The sequence below is a fragment of the Amycolatopsis jejuensis genome (genome assembly GCF_000717335.1).
GTDB classification, from domain to species: domain Bacteria; phylum Actinomycetota; class Actinomycetes; order Mycobacteriales; family Pseudonocardiaceae; genus Amycolatopsis; species Amycolatopsis jejuensis.
The window spans coordinates 1-22,028 of the sequence record NZ_JNYZ01000060.1 but is presented as its reverse complement, the minus strand read 5'-3'; the positions used below and the strand labels follow the sequence as shown (position 1 = coordinate 22,028).

General features: G+C 68.3%; 23 protein-coding genes and 2 pseudogenes. 9 read left to right on the top strand and 16 right to left on the bottom strand.

The features are described 5' to 3' along the window. Positions 1 to 138: 138 nt before the first annotated feature. Together OO71_RS44845 and OO71_RS44840 are read right to left on the bottom strand one after the other, a co-directional pair. The gene (locus tag OO71_RS44845; RefSeq protein WP_033296226.1) at positions 139 to 1,290 is read right to left on the bottom strand and encodes an AAA family ATPase; all 1,152 of its coding nucleotides are present in this window, start codon (positions 1,288 to 1,290) and stop codon (positions 139 to 141) included. Beyond that, positions 1,284 to 2,270, bottom strand: a complete 987-nt coding sequence (locus tag OO71_RS44840; protein WP_033296225.1) for a sigma-70 family RNA polymerase sigma factor — start codon at positions 2,268 to 2,270, stop codon at positions 1,284 to 1,286. Before OO71_RS44840 ends, OO71_RS44845 begins: the two co-directional genes overlap by 7 nt. A 78-nt stretch (positions 2,271 to 2,348) precedes the next feature. On the opposite strand from OO71_RS44840, the gene OO71_RS44835 reads away from it, so the two are divergent. Next, entirely contained in the window at positions 2,349 to 2,918 is a 570-nt protein-coding gene (locus OO71_RS44835) for a TIGR03086 family metal-binding protein (protein ID WP_033296224.1), read from the top strand. Here the strand turns inward: OO71_RS44835 and OO71_RS53530 are convergent, their stop codons facing one another. After that, entirely contained in the window at positions 2,919 to 3,257 is a 339-nt protein-coding gene (locus OO71_RS53530; RefSeq protein WP_084145773.1) for a serine hydrolase, read from the bottom strand. It lies immediately after the preceding gene. Between OO71_RS53530 and OO71_RS52790 the strand changes: the two genes are divergently transcribed. Further along, positions 3,166 to 3,378, top strand: a complete 213-nt coding sequence (locus tag OO71_RS52790) for a helix-turn-helix domain-containing protein (protein WP_342669995.1) — start codon at positions 3,166 to 3,168, stop codon at positions 3,376 to 3,378. The genes OO71_RS53530 and OO71_RS52790 overlap by 92 nt on opposite strands. Here OO71_RS52790 and OO71_RS44825 read toward each other — a convergent pair. The 6 genes from OO71_RS44825 to OO71_RS44800 form a co-directional block, all read right to left on the bottom strand. Then, positions 3,351 to 4,214, bottom strand: coding sequence for a sugar phosphate isomerase/epimerase family protein (locus OO71_RS44825; protein WP_033296222.1), 864 nt, complete (start codon positions 4,212 to 4,214; stop codon positions 3,351 to 3,353). The genes OO71_RS52790 and OO71_RS44825 overlap by 28 nt on opposite strands. A gap of 138 nt (positions 4,215 to 4,352) precedes the next feature. Next, complete coding sequence (locus OO71_RS44820) at positions 4,353 to 4,865, bottom strand: cupin domain-containing protein (protein WP_033296221.1); 513 nt, start codon at positions 4,863 to 4,865, stop codon at positions 4,353 to 4,355. A gap of 65 nt (positions 4,866 to 4,930) precedes the next feature. Continuing rightward, on the bottom strand, positions 4,931 to 5,824 hold the full coding sequence (locus tag OO71_RS44815; RefSeq protein WP_033296220.1) for an alpha/beta fold hydrolase: 894 nt from the start codon (positions 5,822 to 5,824) through the stop codon (positions 4,931 to 4,933). 1 nt (position 5,825) lies between these two features. After that, positions 5,826 to 6,410 (bottom strand): isochorismatase family protein, encoded by a 585-nt coding sequence (locus OO71_RS44810; RefSeq protein WP_033296219.1) that lies wholly within the window; start codon positions 6,408 to 6,410, stop codon positions 5,826 to 5,828. 34 nt (positions 6,411 to 6,444) lie between these two features. Next, positions 6,445 to 7,278, bottom strand: coding sequence for an NmrA family NAD(P)-binding protein (locus OO71_RS44805; protein WP_033296218.1), 834 nt, complete (start codon positions 7,276 to 7,278; stop codon positions 6,445 to 6,447). Beyond that, complete coding sequence (locus tag OO71_RS44800; RefSeq protein WP_033296217.1) at positions 7,275 to 8,891, bottom strand: CocE/NonD family hydrolase; 1,617 nt, start codon at positions 8,889 to 8,891, stop codon at positions 7,275 to 7,277. The genes OO71_RS44805 and OO71_RS44800 overlap by 4 nt, the downstream gene beginning before the upstream one ends. A gap of 170 nt (positions 8,892 to 9,061) precedes the next feature. Here OO71_RS44800 and OO71_RS44795 point away from each other — a divergent pair, with 170 nt between their 5' ends. Continuing rightward, complete coding sequence (locus OO71_RS44795; RefSeq protein WP_051793198.1) at positions 9,062 to 9,694, top strand: TetR/AcrR family transcriptional regulator; 633 nt, start codon at positions 9,062 to 9,064, stop codon at positions 9,692 to 9,694. 65 nt (positions 9,695 to 9,759) lie between these two features. Beyond that, positions 9,760 to 10,407, top strand: a complete 648-nt coding sequence (locus OO71_RS44790) for a TetR/AcrR family transcriptional regulator (protein WP_033296216.1) — start codon at positions 9,760 to 9,762, stop codon at positions 10,405 to 10,407. Here the strand turns inward: OO71_RS44790 and OO71_RS44785 are convergent. Both OO71_RS44785 and OO71_RS44780 read right to left on the bottom strand, forming a co-directional pair. Continuing rightward, a complete protein-coding gene (locus OO71_RS44785; RefSeq protein WP_033296215.1) occupies positions 10,388 to 11,692 on the bottom strand; it encodes an MFS transporter in 1,305 nt (434 codons plus the stop codon). The genes OO71_RS44790 and OO71_RS44785 overlap by 20 nt on opposite strands. A gap of 40 nt (positions 11,693 to 11,732) precedes the next feature. After that, positions 11,733 to 12,737, bottom strand: a complete 1,005-nt coding sequence (locus OO71_RS44780; protein ID WP_033296214.1) for a glycoside hydrolase family 113 protein — start codon at positions 12,735 to 12,737, stop codon at positions 11,733 to 11,735. Positions 12,738 to 12,811: 74 nt separating this feature from the next. On the opposite strand from OO71_RS44780, the gene OO71_RS44775 reads away from it, so the two are divergent. The 3 genes and pseudogenes from OO71_RS44775 (at position 12,812) to OO71_RS44765 (ending at position 15,703) form a co-directional block, all read left to right on the top strand. Next, positions 12,812 to 13,411 (top strand): TetR/AcrR family transcriptional regulator, encoded by a 600-nt coding sequence (locus tag OO71_RS44775; RefSeq protein ID WP_033296213.1) that lies wholly within the window; start codon positions 12,812 to 12,814, stop codon positions 13,409 to 13,411. 88 nt (positions 13,412 to 13,499) lie between these two features. Then, positions 13,500 to 14,502, top strand: a pseudogene (locus OO71_RS44770) (cytochrome P450). A 220-nt stretch (positions 14,503 to 14,722) separates the two neighbouring features. Then, complete coding sequence (locus OO71_RS44765) at positions 14,723 to 15,703, top strand: cytochrome P450 (protein ID WP_033296212.1); 981 nt, start codon at positions 14,723 to 14,725, stop codon at positions 15,701 to 15,703. 10 nt (positions 15,704 to 15,713) lie between these two features. Here OO71_RS44765 and OO71_RS44760 read toward each other — a convergent pair whose 3' ends face one another. Both OO71_RS44760 and OO71_RS44755 read right to left on the bottom strand, forming a co-directional pair. Next, positions 15,714 to 16,676 (bottom strand): MBL fold metallo-hydrolase, encoded by a 963-nt coding sequence (locus OO71_RS44760; RefSeq protein ID WP_084145767.1) that lies wholly within the window; start codon positions 16,674 to 16,676, stop codon positions 15,714 to 15,716. Between the two features lie 13 nt (positions 16,677 to 16,689). Beyond that, entirely contained in the window at positions 16,690 to 17,709 is a 1,020-nt protein-coding gene (locus OO71_RS44755; RefSeq protein WP_033296211.1) for a fumarylacetoacetate hydrolase family protein, read from the bottom strand. A gap of 132 nt (positions 17,710 to 17,841) precedes the next feature. Here OO71_RS44755 and OO71_RS44750 point away from each other — a divergent pair, with 132 nt between their 5' ends. Continuing rightward, on the top strand, positions 17,842 to 18,450 hold the full coding sequence (locus OO71_RS44750) for a TetR/AcrR family transcriptional regulator (RefSeq protein WP_033296210.1): 609 nt from the start codon (positions 17,842 to 17,844) through the stop codon (positions 18,448 to 18,450). A 6-nt stretch (positions 18,451 to 18,456) separates the two neighbouring features. Here the strand turns inward: OO71_RS44750 and OO71_RS44745 are convergent, their stop codons facing one another. Together OO71_RS44745 and OO71_RS44740 are read right to left on the bottom strand one after the other, a co-directional pair. Then, entirely contained in the window at positions 18,457 to 19,617 is a 1,161-nt protein-coding gene (locus OO71_RS44745) for an acyl-CoA dehydrogenase family protein (protein WP_033296209.1), read from the bottom strand. 10 nt (positions 19,618 to 19,627) lie between these two features. Beyond that, the gene (locus OO71_RS44740; RefSeq protein WP_033296208.1) at positions 19,628 to 20,800 is read right to left on the bottom strand and encodes an acyl-CoA dehydrogenase family protein; all 1,173 of its coding nucleotides are present in this window, start codon (positions 20,798 to 20,800) and stop codon (positions 19,628 to 19,630) included. Positions 20,801 to 20,924: 124 nt separating this feature from the next. On the opposite strand from OO71_RS44740, the gene OO71_RS44735 reads away from it, so the two are divergent. After that, positions 20,925 to 21,797 (top strand): LysR family transcriptional regulator, encoded by an 873-nt coding sequence (locus OO71_RS44735; RefSeq protein ID WP_033296207.1) that lies wholly within the window; start codon positions 20,925 to 20,927, stop codon positions 21,795 to 21,797. A gap of 13 nt (positions 21,798 to 21,810) precedes the next feature. Here OO71_RS44735 and OO71_RS51845 read toward each other — a convergent pair. Then, positions 21,811 to 22,028 (bottom strand): annotated as a pseudogene (locus tag OO71_RS51845) (transposase); the annotation flags it as partial.

The following is a 22,028-nucleotide window of genomic DNA, read 5'->3' as shown; positions in this document are numbered from 1 at the left end:
ACCCACACCCAGGAACGCCGACTGCCTCCGAAGAGTCCGGTAGCGGATCTGCAGCACCTAGGCCGGGCCGGATCGGACGGCTCCTACGGCTTCCCGTTCCCCCGCCCTACCGCCCGCTGCGGCGCCCCAGGTAGCCACTCAGCGCTTCGGCCACTGCCACGCCGGGCGGTCCAACCGGCCCTGTCCCGCAACCACCGTCGCTCCGAACTCCTTCTCCAGTTCCAGCACCGACGCGTCCTCCAGCGCACGCACCAAAAGCTGCGCATGCGACACCACCAGCAGCTGCGTTTTCCGCGCCGCAGCAGTGATCAGCGCGGCCAGCGCAGGCAACAGCTCCGGATGCAGGCTCGTCTCCGGTTCGTTCAGTACCAGCAGTTCCGGCGGCCGTGGGCTGAGCAGCGCCGCCACCCACAGCAGATACCGCAGCGTGCCGTCGGAAAGTTCGGTTGCGTTCAGCGGGCGGAGCAGACCGTGCTGGTGGAAGCGCAGTTCGAAGCGGCCGTCGCTGGCGGTGACCTCGATCGACGAGCGCGGGAAGGCGTTGTCGACTGCCGTGGCGAGAAGGTCGGCGTCGGTGGACTCCTGGATGGTGCACAGGGCGGCGGCCAGGTCGCCGCCGTCGTGGTCCAGGGCCCAGGTTCGGGTGCCGATGCGGCTTTGCCGGGCTGGGGCGGCGGCGTCGATGCGGAACTGGTCGTAGAACCGCCATCCGCGGACCCGTTCGCGCACGATCAGCAACTCCGGGCACAGCCGGGGGTCGGCGAATTCGCTCAGCATGCTGTCGGTGAGGGCGATCGAGTGGCCGCTGTCGGTCCAGCCCGAGTCGCCGCGGAGGCGGACTCGCGGTCCGGCGCGGTCGGCGAGCAGGGTCGACGGCCGCAGCACCGGGCCGTGCCACACGCATTCCCGTTTGTACTCCGGGTCGAGATGAAAAGCCGTCTTGGCCGGAATCGGCAGGCCGAAGTCGACGGCGTAGCCGAACTCGTCGCCGGAGAAGCCGAGCCGCAAAGCGACCGGTTTCGTCCGCTGGACGCCCTGCACCGGCGTCCGCCCCTCGCGGACGGCGCGGCCGATCGTCTCCGGTCCGGCCCACAGCGTCGAGGGCAGCCCGCCCTCGCTCGCCAAAGCAGCGACCGCGCCGTTGCGCCCGGCGTCGGCGAGCAGCCGCAACGCGCGATACAGGCTGGACTTGCCCGTGCCATTCGCCCCGACCACCACGGTGAGCTGCGACAACGGCAGCACCAAGGCGCGCAGCGAGCGGTAGTTCTCGATCGCCAGGGTGGTCAGCACGGCACCTGCCCGGGGAGTCCGAAGCGCGTGACGAGCGTCGGGTCAAGGAACCAGGTGACCGTGCGGATTCGGTTGCCGCGCAGTGTCAGGACGAGAATTCCGGCGGGGTACGCCACGGTTCCGGCGGATTCGGTGAGGTAGCAGCCGAAGGCCGGATGGGTGTTGGCGCGCGTCGGGAGGAGCCGGAACCGACGGGGTCCACGCCATTCGCCGAACATCGTGAGGAACTCGGCCACGGCCGGGCCGGTGTACTCGTGCGGTGCGGGTGGCATGGCCAGCCACCCGTCGTCGGTGAGGAGCGCGACGACCCGCTCGACGTCGCCTTCGCTGAACGCGTCCGCAAACCGCTGCGCGACCTCGCGTTCCTCCGGTGCGGGCGGCGCGGGTTCGTAGCTCTGCCGCAGCTGCGTGCGGGCGCGTTGCAGGGCGCCTTTGACCGCGATCGCGCTGGTGTCGAGCAGATCCGCGGTCTCGGTGGTGGAGTAGCCGAGCACGTCGCGCAGCACGAGGACCGCGGCCTGTCGCGGCGGAAGGTGTTGCAGCGCAGCGACAAACGCCAGCTCGAGCGATTCCTTCGCGCCGTAGCGGGCAGCCGGACCCGGCTCGTGGTCGGAAAGGTGCTCCAGCATCGCGTCCGGCGCCGGTTGCAGCCAGGTCACCTCGGTACGGCGGCTCGGCTCGGTCGGGGTGAACGGCGGCGACGGCTCGGCCGGGATGCGCCGTCCGGCATCGCGGAGCGCGTTGAGACAGCGGTTGGTGGCGATCCGGTACAGCCACGTGCGGACCGACGCCCGCCCGGCATACCCGCCGAGACCGCGCCACGCCGCGAGCAGCGTCTCCTGGAGCATGTCCTCGGCGTCGGTGAGGGAGCCGAGAATCCGGTAACAGTGCACCTGCAGCTCACGCCGGTACGGTTCGACGAGCTCACCGAAGGCATGCTCGTCCCCGGCTCGCGCGCGGTCGAGCGTGTCCTGGCTCACCTCCGCATCCTGCCACGCACCGTTCCGTTTCCGGGTCCGGCGGGGTCTGCACACTCGTACCCGGAGAAAGGCGAACCCATGAACCCTGTCGACCACCTGGCCACCGTCCTCGACTCCACTGCCGCGCTGGTCGCGGCCGTCCCGCCGGACCGGTGGACGGCGCCGACGCCGTGCCCGGAGTGGAACGCGCGCGAGCTGGTCGGACACGTCGTCCTCGGGAACCGGCTCTTCGCCGACGTGCTGCGCGGCAGCGGCGAGGCACATTCACTCGACCCGAAGCAGGCCGACGTGCTCGGCGACGACCCGGCCGCGACCTACCGCCGCGCGGCCGACGCCCTCGTCGCCGCATTCCGCCTGCCGGGCGCACTGGACCGGGTGATCCGGGTCCCGGCGGGCGAGGTACCCGGGATTGCCGCGCTGCACCTGCGGATCGTCGAGGAGGTCACGCACGGCTGGGACCTGGCCGAGGCCACCGGTCAGCAGCCGAAGTACCCCGACGACGTGGTGGCGCCGGAAGTGGCGTTCACCCGGGCCAAGCTCGCCGACGTCCCGCCGGGCCGGAGCCCGTTCGCACCGGCGGTCCCGGTCGCCGACGATGCACCGCCGCTGCACCAGCTGGTCGCGCTCCTCGGCCGGACGCCTCGCTGATCACCCGCACAAGGCGGTCTTGACCACCGTGTCGACTTTCTCCTGCAGGCGCTCGGCTGCGGCCGGGCCTGCCGCGGAGGCCCAGGACGGGTTCACGCGGGTGACGTCGAGCACCTGATGACGGCCCTGGCGCAGGATGCGTTGTGTTACCTCGTCGGCGTAGGAATGCCCGGTGACCGCCTCGATGAGCAGACCGGCCAGCACGTAGTTGGTGTTGGAATAGCTCCAGCGGGCGCCGGACCAGGTCATCCGGCGCGTACGTGCGGAAGCGCTCACCGGCTGGCGGCTTTCCCTCGCCGCCGATCTGCTGCGCAGCACGGAGTACACAGTGGACACCATCGCGCGCAAAGTGGGTCATGCCAACACATTTGCGCTCAGCGTCGCATTCAAGCGGCGACGCGGGATAAGGCCGAGCGAACACCGCGCAGCCGGTCAGAGAACCGCGATCGCCGCCTCGTAAGCCGACGCGGTGGCAGCTTCGACCGGCTGCGTGCGGTACCCGGCGTCGAGAATCTCCACTCCCCACACCCCGGCGTACCTGGTCTTCCGCACCGCGGCCACGAAATCCGTCACCTCTAGCTCACCCGATCCCGGCAAACCGCGGTGGTGGTAGCAATCGTCGACGAAATCCACCGTCGGTACCCGCGGGCCGTCGGACAGCTCGACCGACGCGATCCATTCGGCCGGGAAATCCCGCAGCCGGGCGGTGTCCACGCCGGCGCGGGCGATCTGCCAGTTGTCCAGTACGACCCCGCCCGCCGGATGCCCGGCCGCCCGGACGAGGTCCAGCGCCTGTGCCGGGGTCGCGATCTCGCACACCGCAACGGGTTCGATGCCGATCCGGGTACCCGCGCCGGCGGCGAGAGCGGCCAGCTCGTGGAACGCCTCGACGACGGGCCCGGTTTCCCCGCCGGACGCCCCGATCCCGGCGATGACCTTGACCAGCTTCGCGCCCAGCTTCTCCGCGGCGTCCAGCAGCGTCCGGCGTCGTTCGTCCGCCGCCGCGCGCTCCGGCCCGGTCGCGTACCAGCCGGTGAGGACCTCCAGCTCCAGATGGTCGATCCCGTGCCCGGACAGGATCGCCCGCATTCCGGCATCACCGTGGCGGTCCCGTGCCGCGACGAGGTCCGGATGATTCAGCCCGAGCCCGGTGAACCCGGCCGCGGCGGCAGCGGCCACCCGCGCGGAGAACTCGACCGGGCTCACCGCGTCGACGTCCCCCGGCGCCACGTCGCCCGCCGTGGTCCAGCAGGCCGCGACGAGACGGGGACCCCGAGATGCTTCTGGTTCGGCCATGTTCTTCCTCCGGGAGGTGCGGTGGCGCCGAACTTACGCTCGGCACCGGGTCCGCCGCCCGGAGGAAGAACCCTTCCTGTCCCGCCGGGGTGGCACCGGCAGTACTTGCGGGCAGGGTTGCCAGTCCACCCGGAGGGGTTACAACAGTTCCGTGTGGTACTCCGGTGCCAATTCCTGCGCCAGCTTCCCCCGCTCGGCCATTTCCGCCTCGGTCAGATGCGGCGGTGCCGAGTTCACGCTCGGCACCGGGTCCGCGACCCGGAGGAAGAATTCTTCCTGTCCGGCCGGGGTACACATGCAGTACATGCGGGCAGGTTTGTCGGAGATGTTGTGGAAGAAATGCGGGGCATTGGCCGGTACATTCACCGTTTCGCCCGCGTTCACGATGGTTTCCTCGCCGCGGAAGGTGAAGCGCAGCTGGCCTTCGATGAGGGTGAACATCTCCTCGAAGTCGTGCCGGTGCGGTGGCGGGCCGCCGCCAGGGGGGACCTGCATGTCGATCAGGCAGTAGCGGCCGTTGGTTTGTTCGCCGGACACCAGGATGGTGTAGATGTCACCGACGAGGGCAATGTGCTTCAGGCTCGCATCGTCACTCGGCCGGGCGACGGTGAGTTCCCTGGCCGGGTCGTCGGGCGGGACGGACGCAGTCATCGGTTTCTCCCTAGGGCACAAGAAAACGAAGCGGATGATTTCATCCGCTTCGCTCACTCTAGCCATCAGGCCGACACGGTGTCCACCGCAGGCTTGCCGTGCAGGAACGGCACCAGGATCGACAGGAACTCCGCCGGGTCCTCCTCCGCGACGAAATGCCCGCTTCCGGCCACCACCGCCGGGACGACTCCGGGTACTGCGGGCCGCACACCCGCCGCGAGCCGGGTACCCGCCCCGTGTTCGCCGCCGATGGCGAGTACCGGCATGGTCAGCCGGCCACCGTTCTCGAACCACGTGCGGTTGACCTCGCCGTCGGCGAGCAGGGTCCGGTAGTGCTCGAACCCGGCGCGCAGTGATTCGACCCCGGAGTACGACCGGGCGATCTCCGCGATCGTCTCCTCGTCGATGGCACCCGGCGTGGCCGACAGGTCCGAGAACCACTTGCGGAAGAACTCGTGCTCATGCCCGGCGAACAACAGCTCCGGCATCTCCGGCGTCATGAACAGCCCGAAGTGCCACCGGCCTCCGTTGGCGACGTCCATCGCCCGTTCGAGACCGAGGCCGGGGATGGCGACGTCGGCCAGCACGAGCCGTTCGACGGACTCCGGGTGCCGGCGCGCGTACGCGAAGGCGACCATCGCGCCGATGTCGTGCCCGACGATGTGCACACGGTGGTCCAGACCAAGCGAGCCGAGCAGCGCGTACACGTCCTCGGCCTGGTTGTCCTTGTCGTACCCGGACCGGGCCCGCGCGGACTCACCGAGTCCGCGCAGGTCCGGCGCCACTACCGAAAAGCCTTCCCGGGCAAGCGGTTCGAGGACGCGAAGCCACGCGCGAGCGGTCTGCGGCCAGCCGTGCAGCAGCACGAGGGGATCGCCCTCGCCGCCGGCCAGGTAGCTCAGCGTGGTGCCGTTGACCTCGGCACTGCGACGGGCAAAGCCTTCCGGAAGTGTCTCCACGTCACGCCGGAATCAGCGAAGCCGCGACGGGCAGCACGGCCTGTCCGGCCGGCGTGCTCCAGTCACGCGCGAGCCCGGTGAGGACCATGTTCGTGGACACGATGTGCGCGCCGGCATTCTCCATCAGCCGCAGCGCGGCGTCGTCGGCGATCTTGTTCGGCGAGCCACCCGCATCCGCGACGACGTGCACGGCGTAGCCGCGCTCGAGCGCGGTGATCGTCGGGTAGACAGTGCAGACATCGTTGGTGACACCGGCAATGACGAGAGTGCGCTTGCCGGTCGCCTCGACCGCGGCGGCGAATGCCGGGTCGTCCCAGGCGTTGACGACGCCGATGCGCTTGATCCGCTTGGCGTAGTCCTCCGGCACGTGCTCCTCGAACTCCTTGGCCAGCGGGCCCTGCGCGTGGTCCTCGAGCGACGAGGTGAGCACGAGCGGCATCTTGAGCGCGTCGGCGACCCGGGCCAGCGCGACGGCGTTGGCCTTCATCACGTTCTGGTCGATCGAGCCGACCCAGCTCATCGTGCCGTCCTGGTGGTCGATCAGCAGGACCGCGGTGTCTTCCGGGACGAGCGTGCTGAATGTCATGGGATTCTCCTTGTGGGACAACGGGGTTGACAGGTCAGGCAAAACGGGTGCGGACGGTTTCGGCGAAGGTGTGCGCCGATTGCCCGCCCACGCGCCGGACGTCGTCGTTGACTTCCGGCGAAGCGAAAAGACAGATGTTGAGCCGGTCGGCGATGCGCCAGTCGGGCCATCCGGCCGCCCGCAGCTCCCGCCACGCCCGCTCCGGTTCGACGTAGTCGACCTCGACCGGGAAGCCCAGCACCTCCGCCACCGCATCGGCGGCCTCGCGGGTGGTGAACGCGGCCGGTCCGGTGGGCGTGACCACCTGGCCGTCGAGCGGTTCGGTGGTTAGCAATGCCGCCGCGGTGGCCGCGATGTCGTCGGCCGCCACGGCGCCGACCTTGCGGTCGTCGGGGATGTACGTGGTGAGGCGTCCGGTACGCAGGGCCGCCTCGTTCATGAGGAGGTTCTCCTGGAAGTACTGCGGCCGCAGGATTGCGTGCGGCAGCCCGGCTTCGCGCAGCGCGATCTCGCCGTCCCAGTGCCAGCGGCCGAGCGTCCACTCGGAATCGGGACCGGTGTCGTAGGCCGACAACTTGACCACGCGCGCCACACCGGCCCGTTTCGCGGCGTCGACCTGTGTGCGCTGCCACTCGACCTGCCGCACGTTCGGCGGCGACATCAGGAAGAAACCGTCGGCTCCCTCGGCCGCCCGGCCGATGGCCTCCTTGTCGTCGAAGCTCGTCTCCACGACCTCGAGGTCTTCGCTCGGCTGCCACGGCGGGTTCTCCCCCGGGCCGACGAGTGCGCGTACCCGTTCGCCGCGTTCGCGCAGGATACGGACAATGCGGCTACCGACATTTCCGGTGGCCCCGGCAACAGTGATCATCGTGGACGTTCCTGGAGTTCGAGAGCGGACGGGTGGACCTGGTCGTGGTGATAGGTGTCGGTGCCGACCTTCTGGCCGTAGAAGTGGGTCATCGGCGCATCGAGGATCGCGGAGTCGTGATTGCTGACGGTGAGCCGGATCCGGTCGCCGGCCCGGGCGAGGAACGACATCGGCAGCAGTTCCACCCGCAGCTCGTACACCGTCCCCGGCGTGAGCGGCTCCACCTTCTGGTGCGAGTGGAACGGCCGCAGCGGCGTGGTCAGATCGGGGTCTTCGGCGCGGTGCGAAGCCCGCAGCCAGCCCTGGCTGACCCGCTTCGGCCGCCCGGATTCCGGTACCACGTAAAGCGAAACGATCAGGTCCAGGTCTTCCTGGTCACTGGACGCGTGCAGGGTCAGCACGCCCTGTCCGGTGAACTCGCGGTCACGGTCCATCGGCGCGGACGTGAACGTGTTGACCCGCGCGGTGTGGTCCGGTTTGCCCTCGTGATCGAAGATCGTGACCCCGGCCCGCCATTGCGGGTCCGGATAGGACCATGACGTGCTCTCCTCGGCCACGACCGGCTTTTCCTCGGTGAGCGAACCGTCGTTGAGCGACGTCACCGTTCCACTGTGGACACCGGAGAGGTAGAAGGCGCTCGGCTGCCCGTCCGGCGGCGGCCAGGTTTCGGCCTCGCGGTAGACGTTCTCGTTGTTGACGAAGAACCGCACGTTCGGCCGGTCCATCACGCCGTTGTCGACGCCCTTGAGGTGATGTTCGTACCACGGCAGCACCTCGGCGCGGTGGAACTCCTCGTCGAAGAAGTACTGCTGGGCACCGGCGAAGCTGTCCGGATGCGCGACGAGCAGCTGCTTCGGGCCCTTCACGCGCTCGTACCCGGTGAAGTTGCCGCGCAAATGCAGGGAGCCCTTGCCCCAGACGCCGACCGAGAACACCGGGATGTCGACCTGGTCCAGCTCCCAGTACGGCGACCGGCGGCGCTGCCATTCGTCGTCGAGCGGATGCCGGAGCGCCTCGTAGACGAACTGGTGCTTGTCACCGACCTCGAAGTCGATCCCGTTGAGCTGGTGCTGCACGAGCACCGAGCCGAACAGCCACGACGCGAAAAACCCTTGTGTGGTAGGGATTCCGCCGTGGTACATCCAGTCGCGGTACATGTCGGTGGCACCGTCGTAGGCGACGATCGTCTTGAGGTGCGGCGGACGCGTGCGCGCGGCGTTCCACTGGCTCCAGGTGTAGTGCGACATCCCGATCATGCCGATCGCGCCGGTGGACCACTCCTGCCCGGCCAGGTGCTCGATCAGGTCGTGGATGGCTTCGCCCTCCTGCCGCGACACCGGGTCCCAGGTGCCCTCGGAGCGGCCGGTACCGGGCAGATCCATGGCCACGTACGCGTAACCGTGGTCGAGGTAGAACTGCATCGGGCCGTACTCGGTGAACGGGAAGATCGGGTGCGGGGGCAGCCAGCGGAGCGACTTCTGGTACGGCGAAGCGCCCAGCAGCACGGGAACCGGCCCGGTAACGCCCTCCGGGAGATACACGTCGGCCCGGACCAGATCGCCGGCCCGCGTACGCGCCTCGATCTCGAACGGGGTCACTGCGACATCGACCACGTCTGCTCCTTCTTGCTCGAGCGGCGGCGAACTCGCGCCCGGCGGGGCGGCGGGGGTTCGGGGCCGGTAAAAATCCGGAACATTTCGTCCGCTTATGCGACACTAGCCTAGGCTGACCGACACTGTCCAGTCACCAGGAGCCGAACGTCACACCACGGCGAGGAGAACCGATGTCCCGTCCCCGCAAGGTCCGCAAGGACGCCGAGGCGAACCGCGAGCGGCTGCTCGCCGCGGCCGTCTCGGCCATGCTCAGGGAAGGCCGGGGCGTCCCGCTGGCCACGATCGCCGCCGAGGCAGGCCTCGGGATCGGCACGCTCTACCGCAGCTACCCCGACCGCGACGCGCTGCTGCACGCGCTGGAGTACCGCGCGTACGGAATGCTCAACGGGATACTGGACAAGATCGAAACCACCGAGGGCATCACCGGGCTCCAGGCGGTCGGCCGGTACCTCGAAGGCGGCATGGACATCGCCGACCAGCTGGTCCTGCCCCTGCACGGCGCACCACCGCTGGTCACCCCGGAAGCCGTGGAAGCGAGAAAGTCGATCTACCGGCGGCTCGACCTCTTCATCGCGACCGGCCGCGAGGACGGCAGCGTCCGCGCGGCGATCAACGCCACCGACATCATCACCTTCAGTGCGCTGCTCACCCAGCCGATGACACCCGCGCTGAACTGGGGACACCTCGCCCGGCGCCACATCGCGCACTTCCTCAACGGCGTGGCGGCCGAAGGGCCGGTCGACGTACCCGGCCCCCCGGTCGAGCGCTTGGGCGTGGAGGAGGCTTTCGAAGCACGCGCCTGAGCGGGGGTGACGGGGAGAATCAACCGGAGTGGTGAATCCTGTAACCGATCACCCGAGGAGGTGGGATGCCGGCAGCAGGCGCGCGCAAGCCGATGCGCGAGCGGTTCCGCGAGCAGGTGCGCGAGGAGGTCAAAGCCGCCGCGCTCGCCCAGCTCGCCGAGGGCGGCGCGCAGGCGATCTCGATCAACGCCATCGCCAAGCACCTCGGCGTGTCCGGCCCGGCCCTCTACCGCTACTTCGCAAGCCGGGACGAGCTGCTGACCGTTCTGGTCATCGACGCGTACGGCGACCTGCACGCCGCCATGGCGCGCGTGCTCGAACCCGGCCTGGACGCCGAAGCGCAGATCCGGCTTCTGGCCGCCGCGTACCGCGCCTGGGCACGGGCCGAACCACATCGGTACGAGCTGCTGTTCAAGCCGCCGATCCCCGGGTACGACGCGCACGCCCAGCCCTTGGCCGAAGCCGCGCGGGCTCTGATGGGCCTGGTGATGGGGGTGCTGCACCAGCGCGATTCCCCGGCGGCGTACGGAAACGACGAGGTGCTCGCCGCCCGAAGCGCTGGTACCGACCAGTTTCAGCTGGCGGTCGCCGTGTGGTCACGGCTGCACGGGTTCGTGAGCCTCGAAATCGGCGGCGGTTTCACCGCAATGCACCTCGACGCGGACGCGCTTTTCGAAACCGAGGTGCAGGTGCTCACGGGACGGATTTCCTAGGCTTCGCGCCCAGCGCCACTGCCAGCAACGCACCCGCCACCATGCAGGCGCCGACCACCCACAAACCCGTTCGCTGGGTACCGGTCAGATCGCGCAGCCAGCCGGTGACGTACGGCGCCACGAAACCACTCAAATTACCCAGCGAGTTGATCAACGCAATTCCACCCGCCGCGGCGGCGCCGGACAGGAAATTCGTCGGCAGCGCCCAGAAAGTCGGCAACGCCGCGCATACTCCCATTGCGCAAATAGTCACGGCAGTCATGGTGGCGTACGGATTTCCCAGATACAGCGCGACGGGGATCGCCGCGCCGCCGACGAGCATCGGGATCGCCACATGCCAGGTACGTTCGCCGGTGCGGTCGCCGTGCCGTGCCCACGGGATCATCACCAGCGCTCCGGCCACGTACGGCACTGCGTTCACCAGACCCGCCTGGAACACCGACAGCTTGGTGCCGAATTCCTGTCCGAACCCGGCGATGATGGTCGGAAGGAAGAAACCCAGCGCGTACAGGCCGTAGACCACCGCGAAATAGACGAAGGCGAGGCCGAGGATTCTCGGGTGTGTCAAGGCTTTCCGGAGCGGCCAGTGGTGTTCGGCTTCGGTGGCGCGGCGTTCGGCGTCCAGTTCGGCGGTGAGCCAGCCGCGTTCCTCCGCCGACAGCCATTTCGCGGTTTCCGGCCGGTCGCTGAGGAAAAACCACGTCACGACGGCCAGCAGAATCGCCGGGACGCCTTCCACCAGGAACATGAACCGCCAGCTGGACAGGCCGAACACCCCGTGCCCGCCGCTGATCAGGAGACTCGACACGGTCGACCCGATCGCGCTCGAAACCGGCACCGCGCACATGAACAGCGCGACCGCCTTCGCCCGCTGCGCCGCCGGGAACCAGTAAGTCAGGTACAGGATGATGCCCGGGAAGAACCCCGCTTCGGCCACACCGAGCAGAAACCGCAGCACCACCAGGGTCGCGGTATTGGGCACGAACGCCATCGCGACCGCCACCGCACCCCAGGTGATCATGATCCGCGCGATCCAGCGGCGCGCGCCGAACCGGTGCAGCGCCAGGTTGCTCGGCACCTCCAGGATCAGGTAGCCGATGAAGAAGATCCCGGACGCGAGGCCGAACGCGGTCGCGGTGAGGCCGAGCTCGCGGTTCATCCCGTTGGGACCGGCGAACCCGATGTTGACGCGGTCCAGATAGTTGACGAAGTACAGCACCATCAGCAGCGGCATGATCCGCACTGCCGCCTTGGCCATGACCCGGGTGCCTGCTGCGCTCGTCATGTGCGGATCTCACCGGTTCGAACCCCGGTGCGTCAAGGATTCATCCGCTGAAATGCTCGGCGACCGCGGCGAACGCCTCTTTCGGCTCCCAGTTCAGGCCTTGGTAGCCGGCGCCGTTTTCCAGCACCTTGACCAGGCCGAAGCTCGCGAGGTCCAGGTCGTCCTCGGGATTCGGCCGGTGCGGGTAGTCGTAGAGGGCGAAGAGGAACACGAACGCGCTGTCGACACCCTCGTCGTCGAAGATCTCCAGGAGTTCGCGGAGGTAGGTGGCCTGACCGGTCTCGTCGCGTTCATACTGGCCGTCGATGCGCAGCGGGTGGCCGGTTTCCTTGTCGTACTCGACGATTTCCATACTGCGCGGGGCTACGTCGCCGGACCCGCGCCAGGTTGCGGTGCCGAAGCCGGTGATTGCCACTGGTTTTCCTTGCGCTACCAGGGTTCGTACGCCTTCCCGGAACACGTGGGCGACTTCGGCGGAGCGGATCAGCTCCACTGTGACGAAGTCGAACCTGGTCCAGTCCACTTGCTCGAACTGGATGGACGCGTAGGTGACCTTGCCGTGGAAGCGCGCTCGCACCTCGCGGACGGCGGTGTCCAGGAAGGTGTTGAGCCGCTTGCTCACTTCGGCGAATTTGCCCTTGGGGTCGACGAACAGTCCGTCGAGTCGTTCCTGGACGTCGTTGCCGGGGAGGAAGCCCTTGTTCATGATGCTCAGCTCTACCCCGGTGACGAATACGACGTCGGCGCCGGTTTCCCGCAGGCGTTCGGCTCGTTCGGCGCAGTCGGTGAAGAGTGCCAGGATCTCGTCCGTTGTCAGGTCCAGGGGGTAAGGCGAGAACCAGACTTCCAGGCCAAGGTCGGCTGCCCATCCGGCGGCTTGTTCGAGACGGGCCGGGTCGCCACCGATGAGGTGGATGGCGGTGCAGTGGAGGTCGTCTCGGATGATGGCCAGTTCTCGTTGTACCACCTCGGGGTCGAAGGGTTCTCGTGCGGAGTGTCCATTGCGGACGAATCCGGTGTCGTAGGTCATTCCCTTGGCTCGCATGGGGCCGAGCTTACCGGAGATTTTTGCGTGCACGCAAGTTTGCGTTCGCGCAGAAATTCTGAGAGGATTGCGTCGTGACGGGATTGCGCGAACGGAAGAAGCAGGCCACCCGCGTCGCGCTGCGCGAGGCGGCCCTGCGGCTGGCGATCGAGCACGGACCGGCGAACGTGCGGGTCGACGACATCGCCGAAGCAGCCGGGGTCTCGCCGCGCACGTACAACAATTACTTCTCCAGCCGCGAGGAAGCGATCGTCGCGGCGGTCACGGCCGAACGCGAGGGACGGATCGCCGACGCCATCACCGCGCGCTCACCTGACACGCGACTGGCCGACGCCGTGCTCGACGCGATTGCCGAGCAGTACACAGATCCCGGCGCGCAGAGCCGTGAAGCGCTCCTGCTGATCACCACGAACCCCGGCCTGCGGGAAGCGTTCCTCGACGCCCCGGCCGCCCTCGAAAACCCGTTGTGCGAAGCCATTTCCGCCCGAACCGGCAACGAATCGACCGCGCGGGTGCTGGCGGCCAGCGTCGCCGCGGCGGTCCGGGTCGCGCTGGAACAGTGGACCCGGCCCACGGGCAGCGGGCTCGTCGTGGTGACCGGCTCACTGGGAGATCTCTTGCGGCGCACCCTCGAACCTCTGGTGCCTGCCCTGGCCGCCGCCGATCGGCGTTAGCCGCATTCCGTGAAGGAAACCCGGCACAAACGGGCGCAATGTTTCCGTGCACGGGCACCCGCCGGTCAGCGTCACTAGCCTCGCCCTCATGGCCAGCCAGACAGGACTTTCGACCAAGAGGGGCACGTGTCCGTTCGATCCGCCGCCGGCTCACCGCGGGCGGGCCCCGATCGACCGGCTGACGTATCCGGACGGCAGCTCCGGCTGGTTCGTCAGCGGATTCAGTGAAGCGCGGGCGATCTTCGCGGACAACCGCGTGTCCGCACGGGGACGGGCCGGTCGACCTGGTGGAAGCGTTTGCGCGGCCGATCCCGACCCTGGTCATCTGCGAACTCCTCGGCGCCCCGTACGAGCGGCGCGACGAGTTCAGCAAGCACACCGCCCTCGTGTTCGGCACCGATGTGCCGCCGGACGAACGGTTTGCCGCGACCCAGCACGTGCTGGGCTTCATCGCCGAGCAGGTCGAGGCCAAGCGCAAGGACCCCGGCGACGACCTGCTGTCCGACCTCATCCGGCACGACGTGCTGACCGGGGAAGAACTCACCAACATCGGGATGGCCCTGCTCGTCGCGGGCCTCGAGACGACCGGCAACATGATCGCGCTCGGCACCTTCGCCCTGCTGGAGCACCCGGACCAGCTCGCCCTGCTGCGCGCTGACCCGGCCCTCACCGCGAACGCGGTGGAGGAGCTGATGCGCTACCTCAGCGTGATCCACCTCGGACCGATCCGCACCGCACTCGAGGACATCGAAATCGGCGGGGTGACGATCAAAGCGGGGGAAAGCATCACCCTTTCCCTCTCGGTCGCCAACCGCGACCCGGAGAAGTTCCCCGACCCGGAAGTGCTCGACCTCACCCGCAAAGCGACCGGTCAGATCGGCTTCGGCCACGGCGTACACCAATGCCTCGGCCAGCAACTCGCCCGCGTCGAACTGCGCATCGCACTGCCCGGGCTGTGCACCCGATTCCCCGACCTGCAGCTGGCCGTCCCGGCGAGCGAAATCGAACTGCCCGAAGGCGCCTCGATCTACGGGCCGGTGCGGCTCCCGGTCACGCTGAACCAGACAGGTACTCCTCGGCAAACTGCTTGAAGGTGCGGTTCTGCGTGGATCCGGACTCGCGCAGCACGACCCGGCCCGCGCGGTGGTCGTGCAGAAAACCGGGCGCGACCCTGAGCCGCTGGACGCAGTACTCACGGCGTAAGCCAGGACGGTGAATCTCTCCCCATCGGCACTTCAGCATGGACATTTGCTTCACAAGTTTGTGAAATATGTGTACCTTCTGAAGTACCGCAGGGAGGGAGGAGCGAAGATGACCCAGCAGGCAGGACTTCCGCTCGAAAGGGGCGGATGTCCGTTCGATCCGCCGCCGGCGCAGCGCGGGCGGGCTCCGATCGAGCCCATGACGTACCCGGACGGCAGCGCGGGCTGGTTCGTGAGCGGGTACCACGAGGCGCGGGCGATTTTCGCCGACAAGCGGGTGTCCGCGCGGGCAGACGGGCCGGTCGACCTGGTGGAAGCGTTTGCGCGGCCGATCCCGACCCTGGTCATCTGCGAACTCCTCGGCGCCCCGTACGAGCGGCGCGACGAGTTCCACCGGCATACGTCGGTCATGTTCGGCAACGACGTGCCGATGGACGACCGGCTCGCCGCCACCCAGAGCGTGGTCGGTTTCATCGCCGAGCAGGTCGAGGCCAAGCGCGCAAACCCGGGCGACGACCTGCTGTCCGACCTCATCCACGCGGACGTGCTGACCGCCCAGGAGCTCGCCAACATCGGCATGATGCTGCTCGTCGCCGGGTTCGAGACCACCCGGAACATGATCGCGCTCGGCACCTTCGCGCTGCTGGAGAACCCGGAGCAGCTCGCGAAACTGCGAGCCGACCCGGAGCTCGTCCCGAATGCGGTCGAGGAGCTGATGCGCTACCTCAGCGTGATCCACATCGGGCCGATCCGCACCGCACTCGAGGACATCGAGATCGGCGGCGTGACCATCAAAGCAGGCGACGGCATCACGTTCTCGATCGCAGTCGCCAACCGCGACCCGGAGAAGTTCCCGGACCCGGAGGTACTCGACATCACCCGCAAGGCGACCGGCCAGATCGGCTTCGGCCACGGGGTGCATCAATGCCTCGGGCAGCAGCTCGCTCGCGTCGAGATGCGGGTTGCGCTGTCCGAGCTGTTCAATCGGTTCCCGGACCTGCGTCTTGCCGTGCCGTCCAGTGAGATCGACGTGCCGGAAAACGCGTCGATCTACGGTCCGGTGCGGCTGCCGGTGACCTGGGCACGCTGAACGGCGGCGCTCACGCAAACCCTTCCAGCTCCGCAATCCGGCGGAACACCTCCCGGGTGTCCACCCGCTCCATGTCCGGGTCGAGTTCGTAATACACCGCAAGGACGTTCTGCGCGATCCGGCCCCGCTCGTCCAGCGCGGCGAAGCGGCCCAGCGAAATGTCGCGCATCGCGTCTTCCGCGGACATGCCGCGCTGGTGCCGTTCGGCGGCTTCGGACTTCACCCACTCCAGATAGTCGCGAACGGCGCGGATGCCGTTCTCGTCGGTGACCGGGCCGTGGCCGGGGACGATGAACTCGGCGTCCATCGCGAGCATTGCGTCGCATGCGGCAATCCAGTTCGACACCGGACCTGCCCAGCTGATCGGGGTACCGCCGATAAACAGCAGATCACCCGCGTACAGCACGCTTTCTCCTGGCACGAGCACCACGCTGTCCCCGGCGGTGTGCGCGGGGCCGAGGCAATGCACCTCCACCACGACGCCGCCGACGTCCAGCTCCAGCTTGCCGCTGAACGTCTTCGTCGCCGGGGTGGGCGTGATCGTCTCGAAGTCGAACGGGGCGAAGATGTGCCGGGCGAACCGGCCCTGCGGGCCCTCGTGCTTCAGCAGCCCACGAATGAGATCGGGGCCGTTGGTCCGCATTTCCCCGGCCGTTGCCACGGAGGCGACGATCTCCGCGTCGGCGACCAGTTCATTGCCGAACCAGTGGTCGCCGTTGGCATGCGTGTTCACCACTGTCCGGATTGGACTGTCCACTGTGCTGTCTCGCAGGCCGTCCAGCATCTCGCGCGTCATCGGGACGTCGAAGAGCGTGTCCACGAGCAGTGCTTCGCCGGACCCGGTGATCAGACCGGCGTTGCTCCAGCCCCAGGTTCCGTCCGGCACGAGCCAGGCCGAACAGTGTTCGGTGAGCCGATGATGTCCTTTCAGATAGGGGACATCCTCGGGAAGACGGGGAAATCCGGTTGTCACCACGTACCTCCGTTCACTTGACGTGCACCTCGGGCGAGCCCTGATAGGACGCCACCCCGGCGCCGTCCGGTGGAGTTTTCCGTTGCCCGACCGGATTCCGCAGTACGCCGACCCCGGAGGCAGCCAGTTCCACGACATCACCGGGCCGGATCCAGCGGTCAAGTTCCAGCCCGCAACCGCCGCCGACCGTGCCCAGCCCGAAGAATTCGCCGGGGTACACCGTTTCGTCCAGCGACGCCCACGCCAGCACCTCGGCAAACGAGAACTGCCGCTCCTTTGTGGACCCCGAAGCCCACACCTCCCCATTGACCGAGGCCGACATCTGCACCGCCCATTCGTCGACCTCGTCGATGGTGAGCACGCACGGACCCATTGCCGTGCAGAAATCCTTGCCCTTGGACGGCCCGATCGTCAGGCTCATCTCGAAGAACTGGATGTCGCGGGCGCTGACGTCGTTGAAAATCGTGACGCCGGCAATGCGTTCGGCGGCCTCCTTCGGCGTCAGGTCACGGCCACCGCCGGAGGTGAAGAAGCCGAGCTCGAGTTCGAAGTCGAGCTGCGCGGTGTAGGACGGCCAAAGCAGCGGCTCGTCCGGCCCGATCACCGTCTCGACGTTGCACTTGTAGCAGATCGGCATCGCCTCGAACGCCGGCGGAACCTTGAGCCCGGAGCCGGCGGCGTGCTGGGTGTAGGTGAGGTAGTCGCGGATCCGGCGCGGGCGCGGGACCGGCGCGAGCAGCCGGACGTCGGCCTGCGAAAGCACCGCCGGATGCCCGTCGTCGACGAGTTCCTGGCCCCGGGAAGCCGCCGCGCCGGCCGCGGCCAGCGCACGTTCGGCCAGGCCACGGGCCTCGGCGCCGCCTTCGAAGAACGCGACCATCTCGGCCGGGACCTCCGGTGCGTCCCCCGCGGCGGACGAGCCCCGGCGCGCGGCCCGCTCGGCGCGCAGCACCCGCGCGGGGTCCACCACCGTGTCGCCGTGCAGCACTCCGAGCCGGACGGAGGATGCGGATTCGTACGTGACCAGGCGCAACTTTGCCTCCCTGGATCAGGGTCCGTATTTAGACGCAAGTCCAACAAGATGGTAAGCTACGACACAGCACCGCCGACGTCAAGGGTGAAGCCCGAGGTGAGGAGTGATGCGGTCACTGGTTGACTGCGAGACATGACGGCAGAAGCGAATCCCCATCCGGTGGCCGACCGGCGCACCAGGCAGCGGCAGGAACGCCGCGACCGGCTGTTCCGCGCGGCCGTGGAACTGTTCGTCGAACGCGGCTACGACAACACGACCATGGAGGACATCGCCGAGCGTGCCGACACCGCGCGCGCCACCGTGTTCAACCACTTCCAGCGCAAGACGGCGTTCATCGACGAGTGGAGCCTGCGCCGCCGGGAACGCGCGATGACGGCAGTGCGCACCGAGCACCTCGAAGACCGGCCACTGCGCGACATGCTCCGCCGCTACCTGGTCGAGCTGGCGCGCATCAGCGTGGACACGCGAGCCGAAACGGTCGCCTGCATGGGCGCGGCCGTGCACTCCACCAACATCTTCGGCAACCCAGAACTGGCCCGCCAGTTCGGCACCTTCGTCGCCCGCGCGCAGGTGGCCGGGGAAATCCGCGCAGACATCGACGCGGCACAGGCCGGACTACTGCTGGCCACGTCCTACTTCGCGACCCTCAGCGCCTGGATCGACACCGAACCGGCGCCGTTCGACCTGGAAGAACGCATGCTGAACGTGCTGGACATGATCCTCCGCGGGATTGCGGCCTAGTTTTCCTTACGCCGTAACCACATCCGCATTGTTCAGCAACGCAGACGGTGCCCGCAGCAACGACTCCGACCCCAAGGCCCGACGCCGAGCCGCCGAAACACCGCCGAAGCTCTCCGTGATCGCGATCAGCCGAGCCGCATGATGCGCGACCTCCGACTCGTACGTCATCCCGATCCCGCCATGCAGCTGGACAATCTCCTCAGCCGCCGCGGTCGCCGCGTCGCAGATGAACACAAAGGCGTCATCCGCGGTGGTTTCGAGATCGACCTCCGCCCCGGCGTCGAAAGCCTCGACGCTCGCGGTTGCCCACAGCGCCAGCGAACGAGCCAGCTCGACCTTCGCGTACAGGTCCGCCGCGCGGTGCACGAGCGCCTGGAACGTCGACAACGGCACGCCGAACTGCTTGCGGGACTTGAGATATTCGACCGTCATCGCGAGACCGGTCTCCATCAGGCCGATCGCCTCGCCGGTCACCGCGACCCGCGCCCGCGCGAAGGCGGTGCGCAGCGCGGCGACCGCGTCCGCGTCGCCGGTGCCGAGCAAAACCGCTGGGGTCCCCGAGAATTCGACCTGAGACGTGTGTCCCCAGTCGGCCGCGCGGCCATCGGTGCGGCTGATGCCGTCCGCAGTCGCCTCGACCAGGTACACCCCGGCACGACCGTTCTCATCGACCGCGGTGACCAGGAACTTGTCCGCCTGATCGGCATTCCGGACCGGCGACTTCACGCCGGTGAGCGCCGACCCGGTTGCGGTGACCGAAGGCGCGACGCCCCACGGCCGCGCGGGTTCGGCGTGCGCGACCGCGATCGTGGTGCCACCGCTCGCGAGCACCGGCAGCAGCTGCTTGACCTGATCGTCGGTGCCGAGCGCGGCAATCAGCCACGACGGCAGGAAAACGCCGTCCAGCAACGGTTCGGCCGCCGCGTGCTTGCCCATTGCCTCCAGCGTCGCGTACACCTCGACCGGCCCGGCGTCCGCGCCGTCGTGCTCGCCGGTGATGGTGAGCCCGGTGAGGCCCAGCTCGCCGAGGGTGTTCCAGACCTGGTCGTTCCAGCCGAGTTCGCTGCTCGTCGCGGCTGCGCGGCCGCCTGCCGGATAGCCCCGGCCCACCGCGGTGTCGACGGTCTCGAAGAGCAGCCGCTGGTCTTCGTTGAATTCGAGGTTCATGAGCCGTCCCTTACAGGCCGAGGATCGTCTTGGCGATCACGCCGCGCTGGATTTCGTTGGAACCACCGAAAATCGACAGCTTGCGCTGGTTCAGGTACTGCGCCGCGGCCACCGCCGCCGCCTCGCCCGCCTGCACCGGCGACTCGGTGTCCAGCAGCATCCCGTCCGCACCCGCCGCGCGCATGCGCAGCTTGGTGAGCGCCTGCAGGGTCTGCGTGCCCTCCAACTTGAGCAGCGACGACACCGGGCTGGCCTGCCCGTTCTCCGACGCCCCGGTGACCCGCAGCTGCGTTGCCTCGAGCGCGAGCAGCGACGTCTTCGCACTGTGCATGGCCGCGCGGAACTCCGGGTCCTGCGCGAGCGTTCCGGTCTCGGTGGGCAGGTCGGCGGCGGCCGCGGCGAGGTCCGCGTACACCCGCTGCGAGGTACCGACCTGGGCGATGCCGTTGCGCTCGTTGCCGAGCAGGTACTTCGCGTACGTCCAGCCCTTGTTCTCTTCGCCGACGAGGTTTTCCGCCGGGATCACCACGTTGTCGAAGAAGAATTCGTTGACCTCGGCACTGCCGTCGACGAGTTTGATCGGACGGCGCTCGATGCCCGGCGTGGTGAGGTCGAGCAGCAGGAAAGACAGGCCCTGCTGCTTGCGCGGTGCGTCCGGGTTCGTGCGCGCGAGCACGAACATCCAGTCGCCGTACTGGCCGAGCGTGGTCCAGGTCTTCTGCCCGTTGAGGACGTAGTGGTCACCCTCTCGGCGCGCGGTGGTGCGCAGGCCGGCGAGGTCGGACCCGGCTTCCGGCTCGGAGAAGCCCTGCGACCACCAGATGTCGACGTTCGCGGTGGCAGGCAGGAACTTCTGCTTCTGCTCGTCGCTGCCGAACTCCGCGATGATCGGGCCGACCATGCTGACGTTGAAGGCGAGCGGGGTCGGCACGGCGTTGCGCTGCAGCTCGGAGGCATAGATGTGCGATTGCGTGGGGCTCCAGCCGCGGCCGCCCCACTCCTGCGGCCAATGCGGTACGGCGAGCCCGTGCTCGTTGAGGATCCGCTGGCTCGTGACGATGTCGTCGCGGGTGACCTCGCTGAGCGCCGTGCGCTTGCGGATTTCGGCGGGGATGGCGCCGAGGAACACCTCGCGCAGCCCGTCGCGGAACTTGACATCCTCGGTGGAGAGTTCGAGATCCATACGTCCCATCCCCGTTGATCAACCCGGCGTTTTCGACCATACGGGCCCGGCTCGCGCAGGGGGAATGACCGAGTGCATCAGAACGGTATGACCATCGTGGTAACACCGTGGGTACGCTCCTGACGTGGAGATACACCACCTGCGGTACTTCCTCGCGGTCGCGCGTGAGCTCAACTTCACCCGTGCCGCGCGGTCGCTGAACATGTCGGTACCCCCGCTCAGCCAGCGGATCCGCGACCTGGAACGCGAGCTGGGCGAAACGCTGTTCGACCGCTCCACGCACCACACGCGGCTGTCGGCGGCGGGGGAAGCCCTGCTGCCGCTCGCCGAATCGGTCGTTTCGGGCTTCGACGCCATCCCCGCGCGGATGCGCTCCCGCGACCACCGCGCCGACGTCCGCCTCGCCATCCCCGACGTGCTCAACCCGCGGCACCGCCGTCAGCTGAGCGACTCGATCCGGGACCTGGACAGCACGTACCGGTTCGTGCTCCGGCAGATGCCGTCGCTGGACATGGAATCGGCGCTGCTCAGCAACTCGCTCGACCTCGCGGTGTCCCATCTGGGCACGAGCGACGACCGGCTGTCCACGATCGTGTTGTACCGCGAAGCGCTCGGCGCGGTGGTGGACGTGTCGCGCTTCCCGGGCCGGACGTCACTGACCCTGGCCGACCTGCGGGGCTTCCAGTACCTCCAGGGCCCGCGGCACTGGGACCTCGGCGCGCGCCGGGCCGAACAGCTCGCGACCAAGGGCGTGCTGATCGACCCGGAGGCCCAGTTCTCCGACATCAGCGGCCTGCTGATCTTCTTGCGCGGCACCAAGAGCTTTGCACTGGCGCCGGTCGAATCGGCGACCGTACTGGCGCTCGACCCGACCGAATGTGCCGTCCTGCCGATCGACGACCTGGCCGCGAAACTGACCACCTTCCTCCTCCGCCGCACGGCCGACACCCGGCTCGACCCGGTGGTGGACGTCCTTCGGCACGTGCACGTCTCGTAAGCGCCGCTCAGCATCAGTTCAGAATGAGTTTGCGTAGGCAGATGATCGTGCAAGCGAGGCTGTGGATGGCTTGGTGGATGTGGGCTCGGCGTTCGGTGCGGATGCGTAACCTGCGGAACTTTTGAGCCAGGTGAAGGTGCGTTCGGCTGGCCAGCGAATCTTGCCCAGACCGGAACCGTGTTCGACGCCGCGGCGGGCGATCAGCGGGGTGATGCCGCGGGCTCGGACCAG

Coding starts and splice junctions, on each gene's coding strand:
- OO71_RS44835 (WP_033296224.1), top strand. CDS start 2,349: ATGAACCCTGTCGACCACCTGGCCACCGTCCTCGACTCCACTGCCGCG.
- OO71_RS53530 (WP_084145773.1), bottom strand. CDS start 3,257: ATGGTGTCCACTGTGTACTCCGTGCTGCGCAGCAGATCGGCGGCGAGG.
- OO71_RS44825 (WP_033296222.1), bottom strand. CDS start 4,214: ATGGCCGAACCAGAAGCATCTCGGGGTCCCCGTCTCGTCGCGGCCTGC.
- OO71_RS44820 (WP_033296221.1), bottom strand. CDS start 4,865: ATGACTGCGTCCGTCCCGCCCGACGACCCGGCCAGGGAACTCACCGTC.
- OO71_RS44810 (WP_033296219.1), bottom strand. CDS start 6,410: ATGACATTCAGCACGCTCGTCCCGGAAGACACCGCGGTCCTGCTGATC.
- OO71_RS44805 (WP_033296218.1), bottom strand. CDS start 7,278: ATGATCACTGTTGCCGGGGCCACCGGAAATGTCGGTAGCCGCATTGTC.
- OO71_RS44795 (WP_051793198.1), top strand. CDS start 9,062: ATGTCCCGTCCCCGCAAGGTCCGCAAGGACGCCGAGGCGAACCGCGAG.
- OO71_RS44790 (WP_033296216.1), top strand. CDS start 9,760: ATGCCGGCAGCAGGCGCGCGCAAGCCGATGCGCGAGCGGTTCCGCGAG.
- OO71_RS44785 (WP_033296215.1), bottom strand. CDS start 11,692: ATGACGAGCGCAGCAGGCACCCGGGTCATGGCCAAGGCGGCAGTGCGG.
- OO71_RS44780 (WP_033296214.1), bottom strand. CDS start 12,737: ATGCGAGCCAAGGGAATGACCTACGACACCGGATTCGTCCGCAATGGA.
- OO71_RS44765 (WP_033296212.1), top strand. CDS start 14,723: ATGACCCAGCAGGCAGGACTTCCGCTCGAAAGGGGCGGATGTCCGTTC.
- OO71_RS44750 (WP_033296210.1), top strand. CDS start 17,842: ATGACGGCAGAAGCGAATCCCCATCCGGTGGCCGACCGGCGCACCAGG.
- OO71_RS44745 (WP_033296209.1), bottom strand. CDS start 19,617: ATGAACCTCGAATTCAACGAAGACCAGCGGCTGCTCTTCGAGACCGTC.
- OO71_RS44740 (WP_033296208.1), bottom strand. CDS start 20,800: ATGGATCTCGAACTCTCCACCGAGGATGTCAAGTTCCGCGACGGGCTG.